Origin of the sequence: Moorena sp. SIO4A5 (assembly GCF_010672005.1) — a bacterium.
In the GTDB taxonomy this organism is placed as follows: Bacteria; Cyanobacteriota; Cyanobacteriia; order Cyanobacteriales; family Coleofasciculaceae; genus Moorena.
In genome coordinates this window covers 143,647-165,508 of the sequence record NZ_JAAHHZ010000001.1, presented here as the reverse complement: position 1 = coordinate 165,508, position 21,862 = coordinate 143,647, and the positions used below count along the sequence as shown (strand labels likewise).

18 protein-coding genes are annotated in these 21,862 nt (G+C 44.6%); 10 read left to right on the top strand and 8 right to left on the bottom strand.

Annotated elements, in window-relative coordinates; all coding sequences use genetic code 11:
• Positions 1–126: 126 nt before the first annotated feature.
• On the bottom strand, positions 127–1,668 hold the full coding sequence (locus F6K57_RS00810) for an AAA family ATPase (RefSeq protein WP_293028390.1): 1,542 nt from the start codon (positions 1,666–1,668) through the stop codon (positions 127–129).
• 285 nt (positions 1,669–1,953) lie between these two features.
• Between F6K57_RS00810 and F6K57_RS00805 the strand changes: the two genes are divergently transcribed.
• Positions 1,954–2,259: a hypothetical protein gene (locus F6K57_RS00805; RefSeq protein WP_293046098.1), complete on the top strand. Its 306-nt coding sequence runs from the start codon at positions 1,954–1,956 to the stop codon at positions 2,257–2,259.
• A 224-nt stretch (positions 2,260–2,483) separates the two neighbouring features.
• Here the strand turns inward: F6K57_RS00805 and F6K57_RS00800 are convergent, their stop codons facing one another.
• From F6K57_RS00800 to F6K57_RS00790, 3 genes are all read right to left on the bottom strand, one after another.
• Positions 2,484–2,939: an SRPBCC family protein gene (locus tag F6K57_RS00800; RefSeq protein ID WP_293046102.1), complete on the bottom strand. Its 456-nt coding sequence runs from the start codon at positions 2,937–2,939 to the stop codon at positions 2,484–2,486.
• Between the two features lie 275 nt (positions 2,940–3,214).
• Positions 3,215–3,724 (bottom strand): late competence development ComFB family protein, encoded by a 510-nt coding sequence (locus tag F6K57_RS00795; RefSeq protein ID WP_293028373.1) that lies wholly within the window; start codon positions 3,722–3,724, stop codon positions 3,215–3,217.
• Between the two features lie 525 nt (positions 3,725–4,249).
• Positions 4,250–5,116: a ribonuclease HI family protein gene (locus F6K57_RS00790; protein WP_293046105.1), complete on the bottom strand. Its 867-nt coding sequence runs from the start codon at positions 5,114–5,116 to the stop codon at positions 4,250–4,252.
• Positions 5,117–5,489: 373 nt separating this feature from the next.
• Here F6K57_RS00790 and F6K57_RS00785 point away from each other — a divergent pair, with 373 nt between their 5' ends.
• Both F6K57_RS00785 and F6K57_RS00780 read left to right on the top strand, forming a co-directional pair.
• Positions 5,490–5,648, top strand: a complete 159-nt coding sequence (locus tag F6K57_RS00785; protein ID WP_293041752.1) for a hypothetical protein — start codon at positions 5,490–5,492, stop codon at positions 5,646–5,648.
• Positions 5,648–5,803 (top strand): hypothetical protein, encoded by a 156-nt coding sequence (locus F6K57_RS00780; protein WP_293028364.1) that lies wholly within the window; start codon positions 5,648–5,650, stop codon positions 5,801–5,803. The genes F6K57_RS00785 and F6K57_RS00780 overlap by 1 nt, the downstream gene beginning before the upstream one ends.
• An 18-nt stretch (positions 5,804–5,821) precedes the next feature.
• On the opposite strand, the gene F6K57_RS00775 is transcribed toward F6K57_RS00780, so the two are convergent.
• Together F6K57_RS00775 and F6K57_RS00770 are read right to left on the bottom strand one after the other, a co-directional pair.
• Positions 5,822–11,194 carry an SDR family oxidoreductase gene (locus tag F6K57_RS00775; RefSeq protein ID WP_293063971.1) on the bottom strand — a complete coding sequence of 1,791 codons (5,373 nt, stop codon included), beginning with the start codon at positions 11,192–11,194 and terminating at the stop codon, positions 5,822–5,824.
• 1,110 nt (positions 11,195–12,304) lie between these two features.
• On the bottom strand, positions 12,305–12,787 hold the full coding sequence (locus F6K57_RS00770) for an SRPBCC family protein (RefSeq protein WP_293041743.1): 483 nt from the start codon (positions 12,785–12,787) through the stop codon (positions 12,305–12,307).
• 403 nt (positions 12,788–13,190) lie between these two features.
• On the opposite strand from F6K57_RS00770, the gene hemF reads away from it, so the two are divergent.
• From hemF to psb29, 4 genes are all read left to right on the top strand, one after another.
• Entirely contained in the window at positions 13,191–14,225 is a 1,035-nt protein-coding gene (gene hemF / locus F6K57_RS00765) for an oxygen-dependent coproporphyrinogen oxidase (RefSeq protein WP_293025107.1), read from the top strand.
• A gap of 18 nt (positions 14,226–14,243) precedes the next feature.
• Positions 14,244–14,393 (top strand): hypothetical protein, encoded by a 150-nt coding sequence (locus F6K57_RS00760; RefSeq protein WP_293025105.1) that lies wholly within the window; start codon positions 14,244–14,246, stop codon positions 14,391–14,393.
• Between the two features lie 629 nt (positions 14,394–15,022).
• Entirely contained in the window at positions 15,023–15,388 is a 366-nt protein-coding gene (locus F6K57_RS00755; protein ID WP_293025103.1) for an STAS domain-containing protein, read from the top strand.
• A gap of 449 nt (positions 15,389–15,837) precedes the next feature.
• On the top strand, positions 15,838–16,632 hold the full coding sequence (gene psb29 / locus F6K57_RS00750; protein ID WP_293063969.1) for a photosystem II biogenesis protein Psp29: 795 nt from the start codon (positions 15,838–15,840) through the stop codon (positions 16,630–16,632).
• Between the two features lie 206 nt (positions 16,633–16,838).
• On the opposite strand, the gene trxA is transcribed toward psb29, so the two are convergent.
• On the bottom strand, positions 16,839–17,156 hold the full coding sequence (gene trxA, locus F6K57_RS00745; RefSeq protein WP_293025099.1) for a thioredoxin: 318 nt from the start codon (positions 17,154–17,156) through the stop codon (positions 16,839–16,841).
• A 163-nt stretch (positions 17,157–17,319) separates the two neighbouring features.
• Between trxA and fabG the strand changes: the two genes are divergently transcribed.
• The 3 genes from fabG (at position 17,320) to F6K57_RS00730 (ending at position 20,721) form a co-directional block, all read left to right on the top strand.
• On the top strand, positions 17,320–18,084 hold the full coding sequence (gene fabG / locus F6K57_RS00740) for a 3-oxoacyl-[acyl-carrier-protein] reductase (RefSeq protein ID WP_293041734.1): 765 nt from the start codon (positions 17,320–17,322) through the stop codon (positions 18,082–18,084).
• 120 nt (positions 18,085–18,204) lie between these two features.
• Entirely contained in the window at positions 18,205–19,866 is a 1,662-nt protein-coding gene (groL, locus tag F6K57_RS00735; RefSeq protein ID WP_293025095.1) for a chaperonin GroEL, read from the top strand.
• A 240-nt stretch (positions 19,867–20,106) separates the two neighbouring features.
• The gene (locus F6K57_RS00730) at positions 20,107–20,721 is read left to right on the top strand and encodes a hypothetical protein (RefSeq protein ID WP_293063966.1); all 615 of its coding nucleotides are present in this window, start codon (positions 20,107–20,109) and stop codon (positions 20,719–20,721) included.
• Between the two features lie 17 nt (positions 20,722–20,738).
• Here the strand turns inward: F6K57_RS00730 and F6K57_RS00725 are convergent, their stop codons facing one another.
• The gene (locus tag F6K57_RS00725) at positions 20,739–21,851 is read right to left on the bottom strand and encodes a hypothetical protein (protein ID WP_293025091.1); all 1,113 of its coding nucleotides are present in this window, start codon (positions 21,849–21,851) and stop codon (positions 20,739–20,741) included.
• Positions 21,852–21,862 lie beyond the last annotated feature (11 nt).

The window sequence follows — 21,862 nt, the reverse complement described above, 5'->3', positions numbered from 1 at the left end:
AAGGGGTGCATCTCAATGCATGCTGTTTGATCTTTGATCCGGTGGTGCGTTACGGGGCTGGCTGTCGTAACCAAGCACGAAGAGTCGGAAAATTAGGGCGACCGCCCCTAACACACCCTACAAAACTCATAACTCCAGCCCTTCTGTCATATTATCCGCAATTTCAGTAATAATATTAGGTAACATCACGCCTGCTGCTTGCACAATATCCTGTCGATGCAAAAAATCTCGGAAACTTTCGTGATAAAATCGATAACGTGGTGGTCGATAGCTTTCTTGTTTCTGTAAAAATTGCTGCCATCCATCAAGCACTTCCTGCACGGTGAATTCATCTTGCTTAGAATAGTTAGCAATTATTTTACGAGAAGCTGCACTACGTAAGGCACACATCACATAAACAATTTTAATTTTAGCCCTGGGTAAAGGCTTGGTTGTCATCCCCATCAGTTGCCAATGGTTTTCGTAATAGCCTTGTAACCCTACGGGTAATTCATTCAATGGTTTATCATTATAAAAGCCATCGGCTATGGCTGGCAACACACAGCGCAAATACATAAAATTATTTTCGCTTTTTACGGCAATTTGTTCTACAAATTCCTGGTTAGAGAGGGCACGTTGCTGGTTAATCCACTGACTCAACCCCTGTTTATAGTTATTATGATTAAGCAATTGCCAAATATACTCTTTTACATCTTGATTGCTTTGTTTAGACTTTTCCCTTAAATCCAATTCTTTGCTTGGTGTACTCGGGGATAACCGCAGCCTTTTCTCATTCTGATTATACGGTCTTCTGGTCAGGATAAAATAAACACCGTCTGGCAAAATAGTCGGTAAATATAAAAGATTACCAGATCCCTCTTGGTCAACTTCATCCAAGGCATCCACAACAATCACCAACCGTTCACCGGCAGATAATTTTTCCCTAACCTTAGCCAACAACGCTGATAAATCAGCATCTTGAGCATCTGACAACTGGTAACGAGTGATCAATTGTTGACGGATTTTCCTGAGGAATAATTCTGGACGATTCATGCCCTCAGCACGACTATTAAAAAAACAAATAGCGTCTGGGTTGTCTAATACATACTTAGCAGCAATGGCGCTTTTACCCATCCCGGCATCACCAATAACAGTAAAGTAGCCATGAGTAGTGTTGCTGAAGAAGTCTTCAATAGCCTTAAAGACAAACTGACGTCCGCAAAATAAGTGAGTTTTGTCTTGAATAAGTTGTTCAAACTCTGGTGGTAACTGCTGTTGAGGCTCCCAGTCTTTTTTGTCAACGATATCAGTTGGTTTAATCTTTAGAACGTTGCAAATATTTCTAACTGCCCATCTTTCTACTCCATGGGGACAATCTTTAGTACCAAGCAAGCGCTTAACGGTATCCACAGAGACACGGGCATGCTGTGCTAGTTTCTCTTGAGTTAGTCTAGCGTCTTTGTAAGCTTGTTTGAGTCTAGCTTTACCTTGCTGACTCGATCGCACTTTGTCAGATTCACGCATTTTGATTTTAGGGAGTAGGGAGCAGGGAGCAGGGAGCAGCGAGCAGGGAGTCGGGAGTCGGGAGTCGGGAGTCGGGAGTCGGGAGTCGGGAGTCGGGAGTCGGGAGTCGGGAGTCGGGAGTCGGGAGTCGGGAGTTATGTAACTCGTGGTTACTGGGAATTTCACCAACTAGGGCAGATAGGTTTTTCTTGATTAACCTATTTGCCCTAATCTATTTTACACAGGACTTACGCAACGCCCCCTAAATCCGCCAATTCTGGGGGACTTTGACTTGATTACCCCCCAAAATTGGGGGGCAGGGGGGCAAAACCGACTAACTTCGTAAGTCTGATTACAGCAATAGGGCAAAGGCTAACATCAACTAAACCCATTTGCCCTTGGCGTAGATAGTTTCCTCTGAATAGGATACGAATATCAGCAGCAAACGATAGAAGATTGAGGAGACTAACAATGCCCTTTAATTTTAATAAGAAGCCACAAAACAACGATGACTCCCGTAATATCAAAGAAGAAATTATTCTGGAATTATTACGACAAGCACGACATAGTTACAACCTTGCTCTTGGTGTAACTGCTGCATCAGCGTTGATGACTTTATTTGGTGTCGGATTGTTTTATAGTAACAAAGTGTCGGAAGCAAGCCTGACAGCATCGGGGGGAGTTTTGGGGACTATTACTAGTGTCCAATTCGCCAAGGATTCACAGGAAGAATTAGAGGAAATGATGGAGAAGTTGTTAGATGAAACAGGGGATTAGTGTGGGGAGATAGGGAGATGGGGAGATGGGGAGATGGGGAGATTTGTATTAATGGTAGTGGTAAAATCCCTATATACTTTCTTGCCTATTGCCTATTGCCTATTGCCGGGTGCATCTCCTAAAAGCTGTTTGATCCGGTGGTGCGTTACTAACGCACCCTACGCAACATTTACTGTTCCCTGTTCCCTGTTCCCTGTTCCCTACTTTTATAAAATGTTTACCTTTCAATTCACCAACTTAGAACATTCTCGTTGGGTTACCTCATGGCGATAGCGAAACATTTGCTCTAATTGCAGCGTTACTAACCAACCAAACATTTCTTCCACTAACGCTCCTCCTGGTAAAGCAAATTCAATGGAATCAGTTAGCCGAGTTTTCTGGTCTTCTGGAATAAATTGATGGCGATGAACCCAATAGTCAAAGGGTCCTTCTTTTTGTTGATCACTAAAGAGTCGGTATTGCTCATACTCGGTATGAACAGCATTCCATTGTAAGGGAATTAGACCAACAAAAATCCGAAATTCCGAAACTGCTCCAATCCCTAAACCTCCTTCACGACGGATCACCTGGATTGGTTGCCAGGGTGGAGTGAGCAGATCGAGTATATCATCTCGCTCATGAAAGTTCCAAACTATGTCAACTGGTGCATTGATCACAGTAGAATAGTTAAAGTGCAGCATTATAACAGTTTTAAATTGGGTTAGGTAGTTTCGTCTTGGGTTTTAGGGAGCAGGGAGGAGGTAAGAGGGAAAAAATCCTGTGTACCTTATATCTACAAGTTATCAATAAATATAAAACGCTGGTTTGGAGACTATAGCCTGTCAACCTTCAACTTATCAACCGGTCAACCTTCAACTTGTCAACCTTCAACTGATCAACCGGTCAACCTGTTAACTTATTAACAGGTAAAGCTGTAAACGCGATTGACCGTAGGTCACGCTACGCGAACGCAAAGTTAGAGCTGGTAACCAGAGTCATTCCAACCATAAATTGGGTCTCTTGACTGCTCTTTTTGCCGATTTTTTCTGACCTGAGTTGCTCGAATCAGGGTTTGCCTGACAATACTGACCAGGTTATACCATGTTATTTCCTGATTTTTGAGTAATTCCCGGATTTCTTGCAGAGCCAGTTTAGCGGCTAGAGATTCAGTTTCTTCTTCTGGTCTAATTGGTGTAGAAAGCCTGATCGGGTCTCGTTGCACCGCAGCAAAGGCTTGACGCACAGTAGTGGTAATCTGCTGCCTTAGTTTTTTGTGTCCCTTTAACTGCTGCTGACGCCTCCCCTCTTCACAGGAAGCATACAGAGGTGGTAAACGATTGAGGGCGTAGGTAGCCACTTCTACCTGGTTTATATACTTAGCTAGCTTTGGGGAAAGTCGAGACTTTTGAAGCTCTATTTCCTGAGCCACTAAGATTTCCATGACATTTTGATAGTTGATTGCTTGATGTAATCGATGTGCTTCCATGACTTAACCAATTTATTGCAATAAATAAAAAGTCTTTGACGAGTGGCAAGATCAAAGATGGCAAGGTGAAAGACATTTTGTTCTGCCTACCCAAGCACCAGATCGTCAAATCCCCTAGTTGGGGTCACCGTTTCTGAGTAACCAATTTATTGAACTCCTGTTGGATTAGCTCTGAGCTTCTACTACTGTAGTGAAGCACTTATAGATAGCTTTTATTTATCCTGTCAGGAACTCTCAACAATAGCTCTTTAGTATTTTTTTTGGTTTGAGCTTAACCCTACACCTGGCCAGGTGACTCTGGTACCCACATCTGCTACCCAAATCTGGTACCCACAATAGTAACTCATCTTTTGCTTTCCGCCTATGATATAGATCACAGGCAAAAGCCACGGTTGCGATCGCAATCCTAATTCTGAACCAGTCGCATTTTGTATAAATCTAGTCCTAATTACTAAGTACTGAGGGGTTGATCAAAGTTTTTACTTGTTACAAATTCCCTAGGATTGCTAGAGGGATAATCATGTGTTATAATTCAAAGGTTTGTTGATTTTTTTGACGACGCTGGATAATATTTTCAGATACTTCTAAATCGACCTGGACTTTTCTAATTGCTAGGTCTACCGGTAATCCTCTGAGATACCAGCGGTATACCCTGGCTAAGGTAGATTCATCGGCATCAGCCATAGCCGATGCGATCGCATCTTGAACAGGACTAGGTACCATTTCCTTTAGGGTGGGGAATCGCTTGCTAGTAAACTCATCCCGACCACTTTTTAACTTAAGAAAATCTTTAAATTTAGCATTTTTTCCGAGGGCAATCAGCTCAGAGATCTGGTTAGCAAGTTTTGGTACAGGTTTAGCCTTGGGCAACTCAGAGAACTGATCAGCAAGTTTTGGTAAAGAAGGTTGAACCTTGGGCAACTCAGTTGCTTTCTTTCTTACAGCGCTAACCCCTTTGCGTTGATCCATAGCCTGATTCGCAACGGCATCGGCTTCTGAATTCTGTGCTCGGGGAATCCACTCTAATTGAACAGAGTCAAACTGGTTCAGAAGTGACTTAGCTTTTGTCCATAACGGTCGTAAGTGGGGTGTTTTAACTCTCCAGGTACCTTTAAGCTGATTGATAACCAGTTGAGAATCTCCTTTTAGGACTACCTGCCCAGCACCGATTTCCAAAGCCTTCTCCAACCCAAGAATGGCTCCGGTATATTCGGCCTCATTGTTGGTAGCATGAGGAAAAAATTGACTAACGCTAATGGTTTTAGCTCCCGGTTGTTTAATAACAGCAGCAGCACCAGCTATGCCAGGATTCCCACGAGACCCCCCATCAAATAGGATAGTAAGCTTGCTGTTAGTCTTCTTAGCTGTTAAGTTGACTGATTGGTTGTTCATATAATATTCGCTTTTGCGTTCACCCAGCGGCTCCTACAGAGCATCGCAAAATGCCTCTGAAGAAGGGAAGCATATATATATAAGGTAATAGACTCAACTAGCGTATGTGGAGAGATGGGGTGTGGGGTGTGGGGTGTGGGGTGTGGGGTGTGGGGAGATGGGGAGATGGGGAGATCTCATAAGGGTAGGTTTTTTACAAAGGGGCGAGTAGGTACTTTGATTACGTAGAAATTCCTCAAAATATGTATCAAACTATACACTATTTTCCGGGATAATTCTCTCCATTTCCCGCTTTTCCCGATTCCCGACTCCCGATTCCCGACTCCCGATTCCCGACTCCCGACCCAAATGTAAAAAACCTACCCCTGTGAGGATGGGGAGATGGGGTGTGGAGAGATGGGGAGATGGGGAGATGGGGAGATGGGGAGATAGGAAATATTTTTATAGCGTTTCTGATATTTATCAGGTACAGTCAATTTTCTTCCCCCCTCAAGATGCAGTTGCTAATGGGACAAACCACAACCGTTGCTGATGGGGAAACCGTCTCAGGTCGGCGCTGCATCTGTTGTGGAAAATTCTTCCCACACTCCCCTCTCTCCCCACACTCCCGATTCCCGATTCCCTAACCCCTCCTCGGAGGGGTTAGGGGTGGGTTCCGATTCCCGACTCCCGACTCCCTTTTCATAGTTCATCCTTAATAGTTTCTTAAAGCTTATCTAAACAAGCTTTCAATTTTTCAGCCAAAACCCGGACATTGGGTTCTAGCATCATTGAGATATGATCACCAGGAATATGGTGAACTTCAATGCCAGAAGCTGCCATACCATCCCAACCATTAAGAGGGTCATGGTAATGTCCTGGAGGTTGCTGTTTAGCTCGAAAGAGAGTTATTTTCCCTGGGTAGACTGATGACAGCTCAGATGGTTGAGTCTCGTAGTTAGCATTTTGGATATCTGAGATGCCATCAACCAAATTAGGGTTTGGTAAAGCAGGTTCGGTAGATAAGTTAGACTTTTTAGCAAACCACTGGAATTGCCGTTTGTATGCTCCAGATTTATAATGTCTGACAAACGCTCTGATTCTCTCAGACAAATAAGCTCGCCTTTTGTGAGGTTCAAGTCTCCAAAGGTTATTCCAATAGGTTTGTAGTTTTTGTATCCAAAATAAAGTGTACCGTTGTAAGACGGTGGTATTTTCGTAGGGCTTCCACTGATAACCAATAGCATAGCTATCAAACAAGGCAACAATTGCTACAGTCTGACCTTGAGCATCAAGCTGCTTAGCCATTTCAAAGGCGATTTGACCTCCGAGGGATACCCCTTGTAGAAAATAAGGCCCTTCGGGTTGAAACCGTCGCATTTCCTCAATGTAGTGAGCGGCTAACTCCTTGAGTCCATTACCTATACCCGGTTTGGTATTGATGTTGTTGGCGTTAGTAGCCGCTGCTAGTCCATAACTTAGTCCATAAACTGGATAGTCCCAACCAAGATAACGTACCAAATCGCGGTAGTATATAAACCCTTCCCCAAGGATGTGAATCGCAAACACAACTGGCTTGGAACCACTAGGTTGAATGGGCACTAGGGAAAACCAAGAGGATGACCATTCTGACTGGCACAGAAGTTGAGCGAGTTGCTTGATGGTTGGTGCTTGGAATAGAGCAGCTAGGGGCAGTTGTTTGCCGAAGGTCTTCTCAATCTCACTAGATAGCTGCACAGCTAGGAGGGAATTTCCTCCTAACCCGAAGAAGTTGTCATCGATGCCAATCTGGGAAACTCCCAACACCTTCTGCCAAATGCTAGCCAGTTGACGCTCTATATCGGTTACTGGCAAGACGTTTTCAGTATCCTTGCTTGGTGAAATCAACTGCTCTCGGTCGATTTCACCTGCGGGAGTTAGGGGCATAGCTTGGAGTTGCTGAAACTTAGGGGTGATAGAGGTTCCAAAAGGAACGAATGCCTCTAACCTCTGCAACTGAGCAACAGATAGTTCTGTAACCGCCGTGAAATATACCGATACCCGCTGCCGATGGTATGGTGGCTGTTGGGTGTATCGTCTAACATAGGGATTGCTGCCATCCAAACCCAAAATCAGGGAGTGTTGGTCGTGGTGCAGCCCAGCGAGAATAGAATTGATTCCCTGTTGGTTGAAAATTCCGTACTGACCTAAGGCACGACGGGACTCCCTAATCTGTTTACTCCGATTGAGGGTGGTCTCAACCCATGTGCTTGAGCCATAGCAGTAGCTGCGCACCAAGGTCTTGTGCCGCTGGTAGTAGCAGAAGCACTCTAGAAAATTATTAGCGGCAGCATAAGCACCAATTGTCGCTCCCCCAAAGAAGGCTAGCACGGAAGAAAGGCTGATAAAAACACTGTCTGGCTTATCTTTAATTAGTTGATGCAGTACCCACGACCCTAAAAGCTTGGGACGAAGTGTAGCAGCAAAACTGTTGCGGGTTTCCTCTACTAAAAAATGTTCTGGGGCAATTCCGGCCAAATGAATGACCCCTTCAAGGAAAGCTTGCCAGTCAGACTGGGCTCGTTCAACCACCTGTTGCAACTGAGCTAAATCACAAATATCCACGGCCTCGTAGCGTATCTCTCCTCCCAGTTGCTCGGCCAGTTGCTCTAGGTTTTGATAGGCTCTGACGGCAGGTGCTAACCCATTTCCATCCTTTAAATGGTTTCCTTTGGTAGTCGGCTCTGGTAAGGGGGTTCGACCGACTAAAAGCAGACGAGCTTGATAGTGGTTTAGGAGAAATTTAGCAATTTCTACTCCAATCCCTCCCAAACCTCCACTAATCAAATACATTCCCTTTTGCTTAAAGGGCAATTCCTGTTTTTCGAGTTGGGGTAGGTCAGCTTTTTCGAGTAAGGGTACCAAACGGTTGCGATTGCGGTATGCTACTTCTCGCTCTTTCTGACATACAGCCATTTCCCGCAGGATATGAAACCCATTAATGTGGTGGTCATCCACAGGTATATCGATATGGCGACAGTTCAGCCAAGGCAGTTCTCTCGGACAGGTTTTGATCAGACCCAGAATCGGACTTTTCTCATAGGCAATGTCATCCTGGGGCGAGGTAGGCTGTGTATAGCTAGAAACCACAGTCAACTGGACTTCTGAATTGAGAATTCTCAAGGGTGAATTCAACTGTGACTTCAAACCATCCAAAGCCTGAATTAAAAATAGTAGACTGTAAGTGCCCTGATTCTGAGCTTGTTCTAGTGCTTCGGATGACTCAATTTCTCCCCGATACTCGTCATAGGTCCACAAATGGAGAATCTGTGCGATGGGTTGGTCGGTTTCCACCAACGACTTCAGTAATTGCTGATAGTGATCAGGATTGGTGGGGTCAATAGAATAGCGGTTGTCTGTAAGTTGGGCATCTGTAAGTTGGGCACCTGTAAGTCGCAAAAAATCGGCTCCGGGGGCTCCGGGTTCCACTGCTACACATTGGTCTTTACCTAGCTTGGAGCACAATACTTCTCCTAATCCCAAGGAGTCTAGAAATATCAGAGTTCGACCATTTGTAGGTGTCCTACCTAAGGTGACTGCTTCTTTTCGATGCCAAACTTTACGATAAAACCAGTCTGGAAGGGTATTCTCATTACCCAGAAGACAATCAACTTTTTTGAGAATCGGGTCAAATTCACCAGCGTTAAACTGCTCCTTGAGTTGCGATCGCAAAATTTTCCCAATCGAACTCTTGGGGATTGCCTCTTTTGGTAGAGGAATAAGATAACTCGGACTCACCCCTAGTTTGCTAACCACCTCAGTGGAGATGTCCTGGAGTAATGGGGTTAACTGGTCATCCTCAGACCAATCAGTATGGAAGAAAATCACCAATTGGTCAGTATCTTTACTTGGTTGTCGAATTCCGCAAGCTGCTGTGTAAGAGGGAATCACCCCCTCTACCTGCTCAACCACTGCTTCGATTTCATAACTATAGTGATTGAGACCATTAATAATAATGACATCTTTTTCTCGACCGGTAATCGTGAGACGTCCGTCACGCAGTACACCATTATCTCCGGTTTTTAACCATCCATTCGGTGTAAAGGCTTCTCGATTTAGCTCAGGATTCTGGTAATAACCATCACTAACCATCGGACCAGAAATCTGTACCTGACCCACTGTATCTTCTTCAACTATTTGTCCGAGTGCATCCACAATCCGCACAGAAAAGCCAGGCACAGGTCTGCCAACTTCTACAACAGAGTGGTTAACAGACTGGTTATCCGACGGTAAATTCAACAAGTACCGATGGGAAAATACCACAGCAGCACAGGTTTCAGACATTCCCCAAGCTGAATGCATGGCATTGACCGATAACCCATGGGGAGAAAGCAACTGCAAGAATCGCTTTGCAGTTTGAGGTACAATCGGCTCAGCCACACTTAATACAGATTTGAGGGAAGATAAATCCCATTTCCGGTGGCTGTTAGCAACGGATTTCTGATTTATTTTCTGATTTATCAAACCTAGGGCAAAATTAGGAGCCCAGGCAAAGGTAACCCGATAGTTTTCAATCCAATCCAACCAATTGAGGGGATTTTCCAAGAAAGCTTTAGCGGGAGCATGGATTTGCAGGTTACCGACATAGACATCCCGAATACAACAGCGTACCAGAGAGCCAACATGGTCTAAGTTAAGCCAGTTCAAGGAGATATCATCTTGGGTCAGATTATTCCTCTGGGCACTGGCGGCGACATTATTAATTAAATTGCTATGGCTCAACCTGACGCCTTTAGGCATTCCTGTACTTCCAGAGGTCAGTAACAATATTGCTAAATCATCCGGTTGGCTGTGATAGTAATTTAGGTCAGGCTCAGATGAGCGCAAGTTGTCTACGGTTTCAATTAAAATTTCTTTTTTGGGCAAGGGATGCTCGGTAGGAGCCGCTACGGGAAAGCATAAACCACGGATTGCTGGAGCAAGGGTATCACTGGTTAGGATGACCGGTTGCTCTAGCATTTTCCAGGCATTGCACAGCTTATTGACAGTACTGTTAGATGACTCATAGGTCGGTGCGATCGCAATCGGGACTGGGACAAAACCGCCCAAAATACAAGCCCAGAAGGTTGGAATGAAGTCTTGATTTTGGTCAAATTGGAAGATTACTTTGTCTTGAGGCTTTAGATTTAGTTTTCTTAAGCCACCAAGAATCTGCTGTGCTTCTTCGAGGAGAGCTGGGTAAGATTGATAGTTTTGGTGAGTATTTCCCTGACTATCAGAGTCGAGATAGATAATCCCTTGCTCCGGCGCAACCCTTGCAGTTTTTAGTAGCGCTTGGGAGAGAGTTGAGATATCTGTTGGTAACTGTAGCGCTTCACCATGACTGATGGCGGGTTTTGATGGGGTGGAATTTGAGCGATGCTCCCCCTGAGTCGCTACGGGAACGCAATCGGAAGATGCCTTGGGGTAAGGGCTCGGTAGGGGCTTGGCTTGTGATAATTCTGTAGGTTGCTTTGGACTAGTTTCGGTGGAGGGTGGAAGTAGGTCTAATAGATGTAGGGGTGTGTCGGGCTGGGTGTAGTCTTGTAGAACTACGGCGACTTGCTTGATTTCTGCCCCTCCATAACTATATGACTGTAGCTGCTCTTCCCATTGCTGCACTAAGTCGGTATCAATTATTTCTACAGAAGCTAGTGCTTGTTGATCTATCTCACCTGTGGGAGTTAGGGGCAAGGTAGTTACCGGAACAATAATTATGTTAGGGGAGAAATTAGGGGGGACTTTTGGTTCACCAAATTTTGGTTCACCACTAGATAGCAGAGTGTCTGAGATGGTGTCTGACACGACCCCTTGCAGGAGCGATCGCAGTTGTTCTGATGAAGATGATCCAGCTGAGACTACATAGGCAATAATAGGCAAAAAACTACAATTGTCTCTGAGGGCTATTTTTTTCTTTTCTTCTGTAATTTTCCTCTCCAGGACAACACAGTCGTCAACTAACGAATTTGCTAACAAAGCCGATTCGATTTTGGTCAATAGTTGTGGCAGATAGTCTTGGATTGGCTTTTCTATAATGTTATCGTTATCTTGTCCTATATACTTGGTAATATCTGGCTGCATTTCTCGATACTTTTGTTGAGTATTTTTTTGACGAGGGGTTTAATTGCTGATTAATAATGTATTTAAATATATTGATTTAAACTTAAATTTAATATAAAAATAAATATAAACGTAAGCATTCAGCCATCAGCCGTCAGCCGTCAGCCGTCAGCATTCAGGATTCAGCCGTGAGCTTTTAGCTCAAGCTACTTGAGGTGCTGACGTAACAAAGATTAAACGAATGCTTACTTGTTTTATTTAAAAGCTCCTTGCTCAAAGCTGAGAGCTGAGAGCTGATAGCTGATAGCTAAATAATTACATATAAAATTTTATTTATATGAATACAAATGGTGAGTAAATTGGTAATTAATTTAAACAAATAATTACAGTTTTAAAAAACCTGAATATCTCTGATTTTTGTAAACAGTAATTTCATCAAAAAATGAACATATAGCGTTTATAAAATATATGAGGGACAGTCTTTATTGGCGCTGATTGGCTTTAAGACATTCTTGCCTTGGTGCAAACCGCCGTATCCGAAGGGTAACCACAGGTATACTGAAAAAAGTCACTCATTTGGCTACAGCCTATCCTAAAGTTAGGCTCTGCTAGGAGCCTCGTACTTTAACATTTTCAATATTTATCGATTAAGTCCGGATAGGTGTGTCAGTAATCAATAAACTTCTATTAAAGTGGTATTATTACGACCTTTTATTAAATCAGGACAAAAAACCTGAAACTCTTGTCCCTGTCTTGATCCAAAGCGCGAGTGGGGGGAACCTCACAGGGGTAGGTTTTTTACATTTGGGTCGGGAGTCGGGAATCGGAACCCACCCCTAACCCCTCCCAGGAGGGGAACGGGAATCGGAACCCACCCCTAACCCCTCCCAGGAGGGGAACGGGAATCGGAACCCACCCCTAACCCCTCCCAGGAGGGGAAGAGCGGGAAATGGGGAGAATTATCCCGGAAATAATTGTGTATTTTGATACATATTTTATTAAGAATTTATACCTAATAAAAGTAAATACTCGCCCCTTTGTAAAAAACCTACCCTTGTAAGGAGGGTAGACCAGCTTTGGCACTGGTGGATGGTTGGTGTCTACCTCTCCCAAGGGTCAACGGCTATAAGTTTAGATTGCTCCGACCTGCTCTGCCGCCTGGGCTAATTCAAATACTACCCGCGCGACGTAGGGGCGAATCATCCACCAGATTAAGGGGGATAACCAGCCTTTTAGGGTAACTGAGTAGGAAATATAGGTACCACAAAGGGTGGACTCAACCTGGTAAGTCACGCGATTTTCAACTCCAGGGATTGCCAAAAATCGTATACTAAGTAGCTCACCGGGTAAGACACGCTCTACAAAAATTCGCACCGGAATTGGGATCAAGCGAGTGACTACCTGATAAATTAAACCAGGTTTAGCCATTAAACCTCTCGGAGCATTGGTACTTGACAGCAGAGGATTCCAAGACACATCCGCTAAGTTGATCAATTTTTGCCAGAGGACTTCCACTGGGGCAGTACTCAGGGCGCGATAGGTCTTGAAGAGGGAAAACTTACACCAAATCCCCTCGTGACCAGCAATTAACTTGAAAGAAAAATTAAGAATCACTACACGCCTCCCGCAGCTATGCTCAGGCAGATTTATGATCTTCCCCAAATGGCTTTGGTTGAAAAATCCCTCTCTATTTAGGATATGATCTCAACTGCCTGGAAATTTTACCAACCCCCAGGGTTTCCCCTGAAGGTACCCGATCGTACTAACGAATAACGACCAACCAATAACATTGGCAAGGCCAACTTAAGGTTTTGTTTCGATAGGCGCTTCTAGGGGCTTAACCAGGAATGGGTAGGAACTGAACATCTTCCCACCCCCATTCGAGGGACCGGGACTAAAGAAAGACCCCGGCTCGTTTTTGCTCCCCAGCCTAAAAAACCAGAGGTGCGACCCGTGGCGAATTTAATTCTTAATGGTAAGAGCGCACCTAAGGTTTCCAAACCCACTAGGATTTGTTATGACAGCTTTACAGACCGATACAACAACTACCACTAATACCACTTCTTTACCTCCTGCCGACTCTAGGGAGAGAGTCAAGCAGTTGATGCAACAGCTGCAAGATACGATTTGTGATGCTCTAGTAAAACTGGACGGGATTGGCACCTTCAGAGAAGATGCTTGGGAAAGAGAAGAAGGGGGTGGTGGTCGTTCCCGTGTGATGCGCGATGGTTCAGTATTGGAACAGGGTGGGGTTAACTTTTCTGAAGTTTGGGGCAAACAGCTGCCACCCTCAATTTTGAAGCAGCGCCCCGAGGCAGCTGGACATGGTTTTTTCGCTACTGGTACCTCCCTAGTATTGCATCCTCGTAATCCCTATGTGCCCACGGTTCACCTGAATTATCGCTACTTTGAGGCAGGACCAGTCTGGTGGTTTGGTGGTGGAATCGATTTGACCCCTTACTATCCCTTTGCTGAAGATGCTGCCCATTTGCATCGCCAATTGAAAGAAGCCTGTGATGCTCATCACCCTGAGTATTACCCAGTGTTCAAGTCTTGGTGCGATGAGTATTTTTATCTGAAACACCGCCAAGAAATGCGGGGTGTTGGAGGCTTATTTTTTGACTATCAAGATGGCACGGGTAAACTGTATCGTGGTCCCCATCAAGATGGTTCCGCAGCAGCTTACAGTGAAAAGGTTGGGGATTTAGAGCCTCGCAGTTGGGAAGAGTTATTTGCCTTTGTCACAACCTGCTCTGAGTCATTTTTACCAGCTTATCTACCGATTGTAGAGCGCCGTCGCGATCTGGAATATGGAGACAGAGAGCGTAACTTCCAACTCTATCGTCGGGGTCGATATGTAGAATTTAACCTGGTGTATGACCGAGGCACAATTTTTGGTCTGCAAACTAACGGGCGTACTGAATCCATCCTGATGTCCTTACCCCCCTTGGTGCGTTGGGAATACGGTTACCAACCTGAGCCCAATACACCAGAAGCCGAACTCTATGAGACATTCCTCAAGCCTCAAGACTGGGCGAACTGGACAGCTTAAACTGTTGTCAGATCACTTATGGCAATACTAGGATGGTTCGACGTACGCATTCAGCTATCAGCCGTCAGCTATCAGCCGTCAGCTGAAGTAACTCAGCATTATTCCAATGCTTACCTGTTTTATTCACAAGCTGATAGCACCTCAAGTAGCATGGCCTACGGCCAATGACTGATACGCGACACGCTAATAGCTGAATGCTGAATGCTGAATGCTGAATGCTGAATACTGAATGCTGGAGCAGTGGGGGAAGATAGAATAGAAATCCTGGATTCATCCCCCTCATTCGACTATCCTGTCATTTTTCCCATTGTCTTGATGCACTCGCTCGCCATCATTCCCTTCATCCTCAGTTCCTCTGACCAGATTTGTGCAACAATTTGGATACGCTCCCTTAAATTTCACCAATCCCTCTAAGCTAAACTAGCTTGCAGTGAGTAGCTCGATGAGCCGAATCACATAGGGCTTGGTTTAGAATAGGTCTTCCCGGCTTAATTTGTTAGTCAGGGCGTATTAATAAAAATCACGAGGAGTTTTTTCAGTCGGCTGGGAAGCAGTCAGGGACTACAGGTGGCGATAGTCCTACAGGTGCCCTTGACCCATTAAGAATTAAATTCGCTCAAGGTGCGCGCCTCCAAGGGCGCGAGGGATTGCTCGCGCCCTTGGGTCGCACCTATCGGCTTTCGCCGACGCGGGGCGCGAACGGGCGCGCACCTGAATCGTTCGGGACGCACTCTGAAATCTTAATGATTAGATTTGGTATGGTTTCAATCAGCGGTAGCTGTGACAAGGAGGTGCTGATGGTTCATATCGATCAGAAAACTCATACTACTGAAGATGGTACAAATGTGATTGTTTTGAAACCGATTGGACGCCTGGACATCACTACAGCTTGGCCCTTTCGTCTGAAATTGCAAGAGTGTATCTCCCAACTGCGAAGGCATGTAGTGGTTAATCTGAGTCAGGTTGACTTTATTGATAGTTCGGGTTTGACATCCTTAGTGGCTGGAATGCGAGATGCTGACAAAATTAAGGGCAGCTTTCGCATTTGTTCTGTTCATCCAGACGCCAAGCTTGTGTTTGAAGTCACTATGATGGACACAGTGTTTGAAATTTTTGAAACGGAGGAAGAAGCCTTAGATGGTTTATCCAGTATCGCCACCTGAATAGACATCTGCGACCGATTAGGTTTCAGATTAAGCTGGGCTTGGCTTGGGTGAATCTTTTTCCACAGATGTCTGATCAGAGGGTGTTATAATAGCAAAGGTGCTTATTGAACCGACAGACTAAAAGGGCTTGGATGCTACTAGCGGCAGCTCGGGGAAAGAACTTGGCTGAGCTTTGTAAAAATAAGTCCACAGCAAGTTGAACTCAAAGAAATAAAACGACCTGCGGGAGGCGGGTTGCAGCCAGGGTAGTAGGGGAACAAAGCCTTTAGCTCCTACTGCGGGAGTGAGTGCGACAGAGCAAAACCTCCGGACGTTGATTAAGACCAATCTGGCATCAGCGGATGAAACTGGAAACCCCCACCATCATCTTGGATTTGGTGGTAGGTACTTCATGGTAGACAATAAGACAATAACAATAATATAAAGCTTCAATTCTGATCTGCCTTGTGAATACTGTTCGCACAGTCTCGGATACTAAACGGGATTTTTACACCTATCACACTCGCCCCATCAACTCTATTTACCGACGTGTAGTGGAAGAGTTGATGGTAGAGATGCATTTGCTGTCGGTTAATGTCGATTTTAACTACGACCCCATCTATGGCTTAGGTGTGGTGACATGCTTTGACCGGTTTATGCAGAGCTATCAACCGGAACATGATAAAGAATCAATTTTTAATGCTCTGTGTCAAGCAGTCGGAGGTGAAGCTCAGCAGTACCAGGAAGATGCCCAAAGGCTCAAAACCAGCGTAGAGTCTATGTCTGGGCAAGATTTGATCTCCTGGTTAAGTTCCCCAACCTCTGAGAATGGGACTGGGGATTTGGCTACCACTATAGCTGCGATCGCACAAAATTCTCAGTTTAAGTACAGCAGATTGTTTGCCATTGGTTTATTTTCACTACTAGAGCAGGCGGACTCGGAGTTAGCTCAGGATCAAAAACAGCTCGAAGAGGTACTTAACAAAATTAGCAGTGGATTAAACCTTCCTTCCGAAAAGCTAAAAAAAGACTTGGAGTTGTACCGCAGCAACCTGGAAAAAATGGCACAGGCTCGGGTAGTGATAGAAGATGCCATTCAAGCTGATCGTAAAAAGCGGGAGGAGCGTGCTAAAGAGAAAGAAAAATCAGCGACACCTAGCAGCGATGCGACCCCATCTGCCCAAGAAGAATCGGATTCCTCTTCGGATTCTTCTTCCGATGCCTCTTCCGATGCCTCTTCCGATGAAGCCCCGTCTTCCTAGCTAGGTTTTTTGGTCTAGCACGCTGATATCCCCCGGATAAATCCCAGATAAATCAGGGGGGCTCATCCCATTACCCTGGGAAAAAAGGTCAAAGAGCAAGGTACGTAAGCAATCAGCAATCAGCAATCAGCAATCAGCAATCAGCAATCAGCAATCAGCTGATAATCTCAGTCCTGCTATCAACGACAATCTCACCCCTAATTATCTTAAATCAAAGCTTGTAATAGTGGAATAAGGTCTTCTGCTGGTCTGAACCCCTCTATCCGTTGTTGAGGCTGACCGTTTTTAAACAGTACCAAGGTTGGTAACGCCTCAATGCCATACTGGGAGGCTAGCTGGGGGTATTTGTCCGTGTCAATTTTTACAACTTGCAAACGATCTTTGAGCTCAGCCTTGACCTGTTCTAGGATAGGAGCCATCATCTGACATGGCCCACACCAAGTGGCATAGAAATCTACCAACACCGGCACATCTGAGCCAGATAATAATTCTTGGAATGTTTTGAACTGCTTTTTAACGGCCATGAGCAAGAAAACCTTTCCTAGTCCTTCTGCTCGATTCTAGTCCAAAATCTTTGGGATTGTGTGATAGCTGGATTAACCAAAGATTCCGGTAAAGTTAACTTTGGAGGAAACCTTTACTGCCCACAGGACAAAATCAGGCAGGATAGAAAACAGTTCAAGGTTTATGGAAACATTACAGACATCTGCGCAACAATTAAGCGATCGCATAGCCATCGTGACCGGTGCCTCGCGAGGAATTGGTCGAGCTGTGGCCCTGGCCTTAGCTGGGTCAGGGGCAAAGGTTGTAGTCAACTACGCCAGTTCCAGTACTGCAGCTGATCAGGTCGTAGGGGCTATCATGGATGCTGGGGGTGAAGCCTTAGCACTTCAGGCTGATGTGTCTCAAGCTGAACAAGTCGATGCCCTAGTTAAAGGGACTCTCGAAAAGTTTGGTCGTATAGACGTGCTAGTGAATAATGCTGGGATTACCCGCGACAACTTGTTATTGCGGATGAAACCCTCAGATTGGCAGGCAGTAATTGATCTGAACCTGACTGGGGTATTTTTATGTATCAAAGCAGTGAGCAAACTGATGCTCAAGCAAAAGTCTGGTCGGATTATCAATATTGCTTCCGTGTCAGGACAGATGGGAAACCCTGGTCAAGCCAATTATAGTGCTGCCAAGGCTGGTGTGATTGCCTTGACCAGAACCGTTGCCAAAGAGTTTGCTAGTCGTGGCATTACAGTCAATGCCGTAGCTCCCGGTTTTATTGACACTGATATGACCAGTGACCTTAAGTCAGAAGCCATTATCGAGCATATCCCTCTAGGTCGTTACGGTCAGCCAGAAGAAGTAGCTGGGATGGTGAGGTTTTTGGCAGCTGATCCAGCTGCTGCCTATATCACTGGACAAGTGTTTAATGTCGATGGTGGTATGGTTATGGCTTGAACCCCCCGGCACGTCGGTGTTTCAAGTTCTTAAAAGTTCAAAATTGTCAGACGAATTAGCACTCTTCGTGTAAGAGTGCTAAATTTGCTAATGGAGACACAAAGCAAGTTCAAACAACCTATGGCAAAAATCGTTTCGTTTGACGAAGAATCCAGACGTTCATTGGAGCGGGGGGTCAATGCCCTAGCTGATGCTGTACGTATTACCCTTGGTCCAAAAGGTCGTAATGTGCTTCTGGAAAAACAGTATGGGGCACCCCAGATTGTCAATGATGGTATTACCGTTGCCAAAGAGATTGAACTGGAAGACCCCTTAGAAAATACTGGCGCTAGACTAATTCAAGAAGTCGCATCCAAGACTAAAGACGTTGCTGGGGATGGCACTACCACAGCTACCATTCTGGCTCAAGCCATGATTCGGGAAGGTCTTAAGAATGTCGCAGCTGGGGCAAATCCTGTAGCTGTGCGCCGAGGAATTGAGAAAACTGTTGCCGAGCTGGTCAAAGAGATTGAGGCAATGGCACAGCCGGTTCAGGGAACTGGGATCGCTCAAGTTGCTACAGTCTCCGCCGGTAACGATCAAGAAGTGGGTGACATGATTGCCCAAGCCATGGAAAAGGTCACCAAAGATGGTGTGATCACCGTTGAAGAATCTAAATCCCTCTCCACCGAATTAGAGGTAGTGGAAGGGATGCAGATCGATCGGGGTTATATTTCCCCTTACTTCGTGACCGATAACGAACGGATGACAGTGGAATTTGAAAACCCTTGCATCCTGATTACCGATAAAAAGATTAGTGTTATCCAGGATTTGGTACCGATTCTGGAAAAAGTAGCTCGTGCCGGTCAACCGTTGCTGATTATTTCCGAAGATCTAGAAGGAGAAGCCTTGGCAACTCTGGTGGTGAATAAGGCTAGGGGTGTATTGAATGCTGCAGCCGTCAAGGCACCAGGATTTGGCGATCGCCGCAAGCAAATGTTACAGGATATTGCAGTTTTGACCGGTGGTCAGGTGATATCCGAAGACGTTGGTTTGAGCCTGGATACTGTTTCCCTAGATATGCTAGGAAATGCTACCAAAGTTAGCATTGACAAAGACAGCACCACCATTGTAGCTGGTGGTCAAACTAAGGGAGATGTAGAAAAGCGAGTTGAGCAAATCCGCCGCCAGCTAGCAGAAACTGACTCCGAATACGATAAGGAGAAACTGCAAGAACGGATTGCTAAACTGGCCGGTGGTGTAGCAGTGATTAAGGTTGGTGCGGCAACTGAAACAGAACTCAAAGACCGCAAGCTGCGGATTGAAGATGCCCTCAATGCTACTAAAGCTGCGGTAGATGAAGGGATTGTTCCTGGTGGTGGTACAACCCTGATTCGCTTAATAGAAAAAATTCCTGCAGTGGCAAATGGCCTAGAGCAGGAAGAGAAAGTTGGTGCAGGTATTGTAGCCAAGTCATTAGAAGCTCCCCTGTGTCAGATGGCGGATAATGCTGGTGTTGAAGGTTCCGTAATTGTGGAGAAAGTACGGGAGAGTACTGGTAACGTTGGCTATAATGCTGCTACTGACACCCTTGAAGACTTGATTGTTGCAGGTATTATTGACCCTGCCAAGGTAGTACGCTCATCCCTACAGAATGCTGCGTCTATCGCTGGTATGGTCTTGACCACAGAAGCCCTGGTGGTAGAGAAACCTGAACCTAAATCCGCTGCTCCTGCTCCCGACATGGGCGGCATGGGCGGCATGGGCGGCATGGGTGGCATGGGCGGCATGGGCATGATGTAGTGCCATGATCTAGTGCCATGATCTAGTGCCATTAGCTAGTCTCTTGCTTTGCTAGCATAAAGCCTTGAAGCAGCTTGTCCGTTAGGACAAGCTGCTTTTTGATTCGTCATTAGTAATGGCGTGAGTCAATCTTGGGTAAACTTATTTATGGAGTATAATTTACCAATAATTATCCAAACTGTACTTATCCCCCGTTACGAATAAAACCTTCAACTACTATTTTTAAGAGGTTTACTATAAATGGATAACGACCAAAACTTGCTAATTCTGACGATTTATATAATCGGTGTTACTTACGTTTTGTACAAAGCTTTCCAGGAAATAGACAAACTCATAACCGTTGAGGTAGACTCTGATGCTATCAATCAGCAACTGGAAAAGAAAGAACTTAATGATTTCATGGAAGTCAACTTTGGCTTCGATCCTAGCTATAAATTGGATGAGTTAAAGGATCTTAAACTGACTGTTAAAAATAAAACCAACGAGAATCCTGTTTATATTGAAATAGACTGGGACAAGAGTCTGATAACTGACTTAGAAAATAATGGAAGACCCATGGTTTGGGTAAACTCTGATGATATGGAAGAAGCCCCCAAAAGCCAAGACGTTGGTAAAATTCGTCCTGGTCAAAATTGCGAATTTAAGCTGAGCGATGAAAAGATTAAAGATGCCTTATTTCCGGAGAAAGACTTGAAGAATGTGATTAAAAAGGGTGGTAAATTTAATCTCCAATTATACTTCAAGATAGAGGAAGCAAATACTGGAAAAAGCAGTTCGTGCTACTTACCCTGTAGGTTTAAACCTATCAAGTTAGACTGGACCGAGGCTATAGTTCTTGCCTTGCAGCCTAAATAGGGCTAGCAGTTGGGAGTCTATTTAGAGGATTTTGGTTTTTCTCCAGTATTACGAACGTTGACCAACTTATTTAGTACTTCAAACCAAAAGGGGGCTCCCATACAGATCGCGATCGCACTCAAAATAATCCCTACAACGAATTTGAAGTAAACCCAAGTCAAACCCAGCTCTCTGGGAAGATGATTGGGTTCTTCAAACTGCTCTACAAGATTAGTTTCTCCCCAGCCAATGGGAAGGAAAGCTAGGTCATCTACAGCTGAGGTGATACTATCATAACAGTCATTACTGTTTGATTCTTGCTGTAAACAGGCACCGGTTTCATTAACAATCCTATTAGTGACTTGATTGACAGCAGCTCTTACACTGTGGTTTTTATAGAATTGATTGCTGATATTGATGGTATCGATATTCAAGGCTAGGGAAATCACTAATCCAATTAAAAAAGATATGGCTTTAGACTGACGCTTGTATACCCCGGCAGCTCGTGCCATGGATTCGTCAAACCATGTTGCTAGTTCTTCTTGGAGTTTTTTCAGGTCTTTGTTTCGGTCAGAGTATTCAAATTTGGCTTTATCAATCAGGGTTAAAAGAGTTATATTTAAGTCTTCAGGAAGTAAATTTTTTATCTTCTCTTCTTCAAGGGCTGTTTTAAAATTGTCCAGGGTAATTTCGGCATTATTTTTGAAGGTTGATGCCTGCTGAACAATGGTCATGATTAAAGCGGTGGCAAAGGTATCTGATGGAATATAGGAAGGGCCACTAACCTTTGAGTTAGATTTTGACTTTAATTCATTTTTGTTATCTAGGTCTTTGGCTTCGTGATTAACTGATTTAAGCAACGGATTTTGATAGATTTTTTTTAAAAGCCGTTTGGTCTTTTTTAAATTGTTAATCTGATCAACGGTTACATTAACTGATTCTCCATCTGACTCATCGACCACATCTTTCAGGGTTAGATTTTGTAACTGAATCCCACCATTAATTAAATTTTCGATAGCCCTCTGTAAGTGTTTAGTCCGCCATTGTAAAACGCTAGCGAGATATTCTTGGATTTCAGAGGCTAACAGACTGGTGATCAGGTAGACAAAAAATAAGCCAAGGGCAACGTTTAAAATAGCAGATAAGTCCATGATTGACCAGC

What these genes read in the sequence shown, in the direction of transcription:
- fabG (WP_293041734.1), top strand. Translation starts at nt 17,320, where the DNA reads ATGGAAACATTACAGACATCTGCGCAACAATTAAGCGATCGCATAGCC.
- F6K57_RS00760 (WP_293025105.1), top strand. Translation starts at nt 14,244, where the DNA reads ATGGCAATACTAGGATGGTTCGACGTACGCATTCAGCTATCAGCCGTC.
- F6K57_RS00805 (WP_293046098.1), top strand. Translation starts at nt 1,954, where the DNA reads ATGCCCTTTAATTTTAATAAGAAGCCACAAAACAACGATGACTCCCGT.
- F6K57_RS00755 (WP_293025103.1), top strand. Translation starts at nt 15,023, where the DNA reads ATGGTTCATATCGATCAGAAAACTCATACTACTGAAGATGGTACAAAT.
- F6K57_RS00775 (WP_293063971.1), bottom strand. Translation starts at nt 11,194, where the DNA reads ATGCAGCCAGATATTACCAAGTATATAGGACAAGATAACGATAACATT.
- hemF (WP_293025107.1), top strand. Translation starts at nt 13,191, where the DNA reads ATGACAGCTTTACAGACCGATACAACAACTACCACTAATACCACTTCT.
- F6K57_RS00725 (WP_293025091.1), bottom strand. Translation starts at nt 21,851, where the DNA reads ATGGACTTATCTGCTATTTTAAACGTTGCCCTTGGCTTATTTTTTGTC.
- groL (WP_293025095.1), top strand. Translation starts at nt 18,205, where the DNA reads ATGGCAAAAATCGTTTCGTTTGACGAAGAATCCAGACGTTCATTGGAG.
- F6K57_RS00785 (WP_293041752.1), top strand. Translation starts at nt 5,490, where the DNA reads ATGGGGAGATGGGGTGTGGAGAGATGGGGAGATGGGGAGATGGGGAGA.
- F6K57_RS00795 (WP_293028373.1), bottom strand. Translation starts at nt 3,724, where the DNA reads ATGGAAGCACATCGATTACATCAAGCAATCAACTATCAAAATGTCATG.
- F6K57_RS00730 (WP_293063966.1), top strand. Translation starts at nt 20,107, where the DNA reads ATGGATAACGACCAAAACTTGCTAATTCTGACGATTTATATAATCGGT.
- F6K57_RS00780 (WP_293028364.1), top strand. Translation starts at nt 5,648, where the DNA reads ATGGGGAAACCGTCTCAGGTCGGCGCTGCATCTGTTGTGGAAAATTCT.
- trxA (WP_293025099.1), bottom strand. Translation starts at nt 17,156, where the DNA reads ATGGCCGTTAAAAAGCAGTTCAAAACATTCCAAGAATTATTATCTGGC.
- F6K57_RS00800 (WP_293046102.1), bottom strand. Translation starts at nt 2,939, where the DNA reads ATGCTGCACTTTAACTATTCTACTGTGATCAATGCACCAGTTGACATA.
- F6K57_RS00790 (WP_293046105.1), bottom strand. Translation starts at nt 5,116, where the DNA reads ATGAACAACCAATCAGTCAACTTAACAGCTAAGAAGACTAACAGCAAG.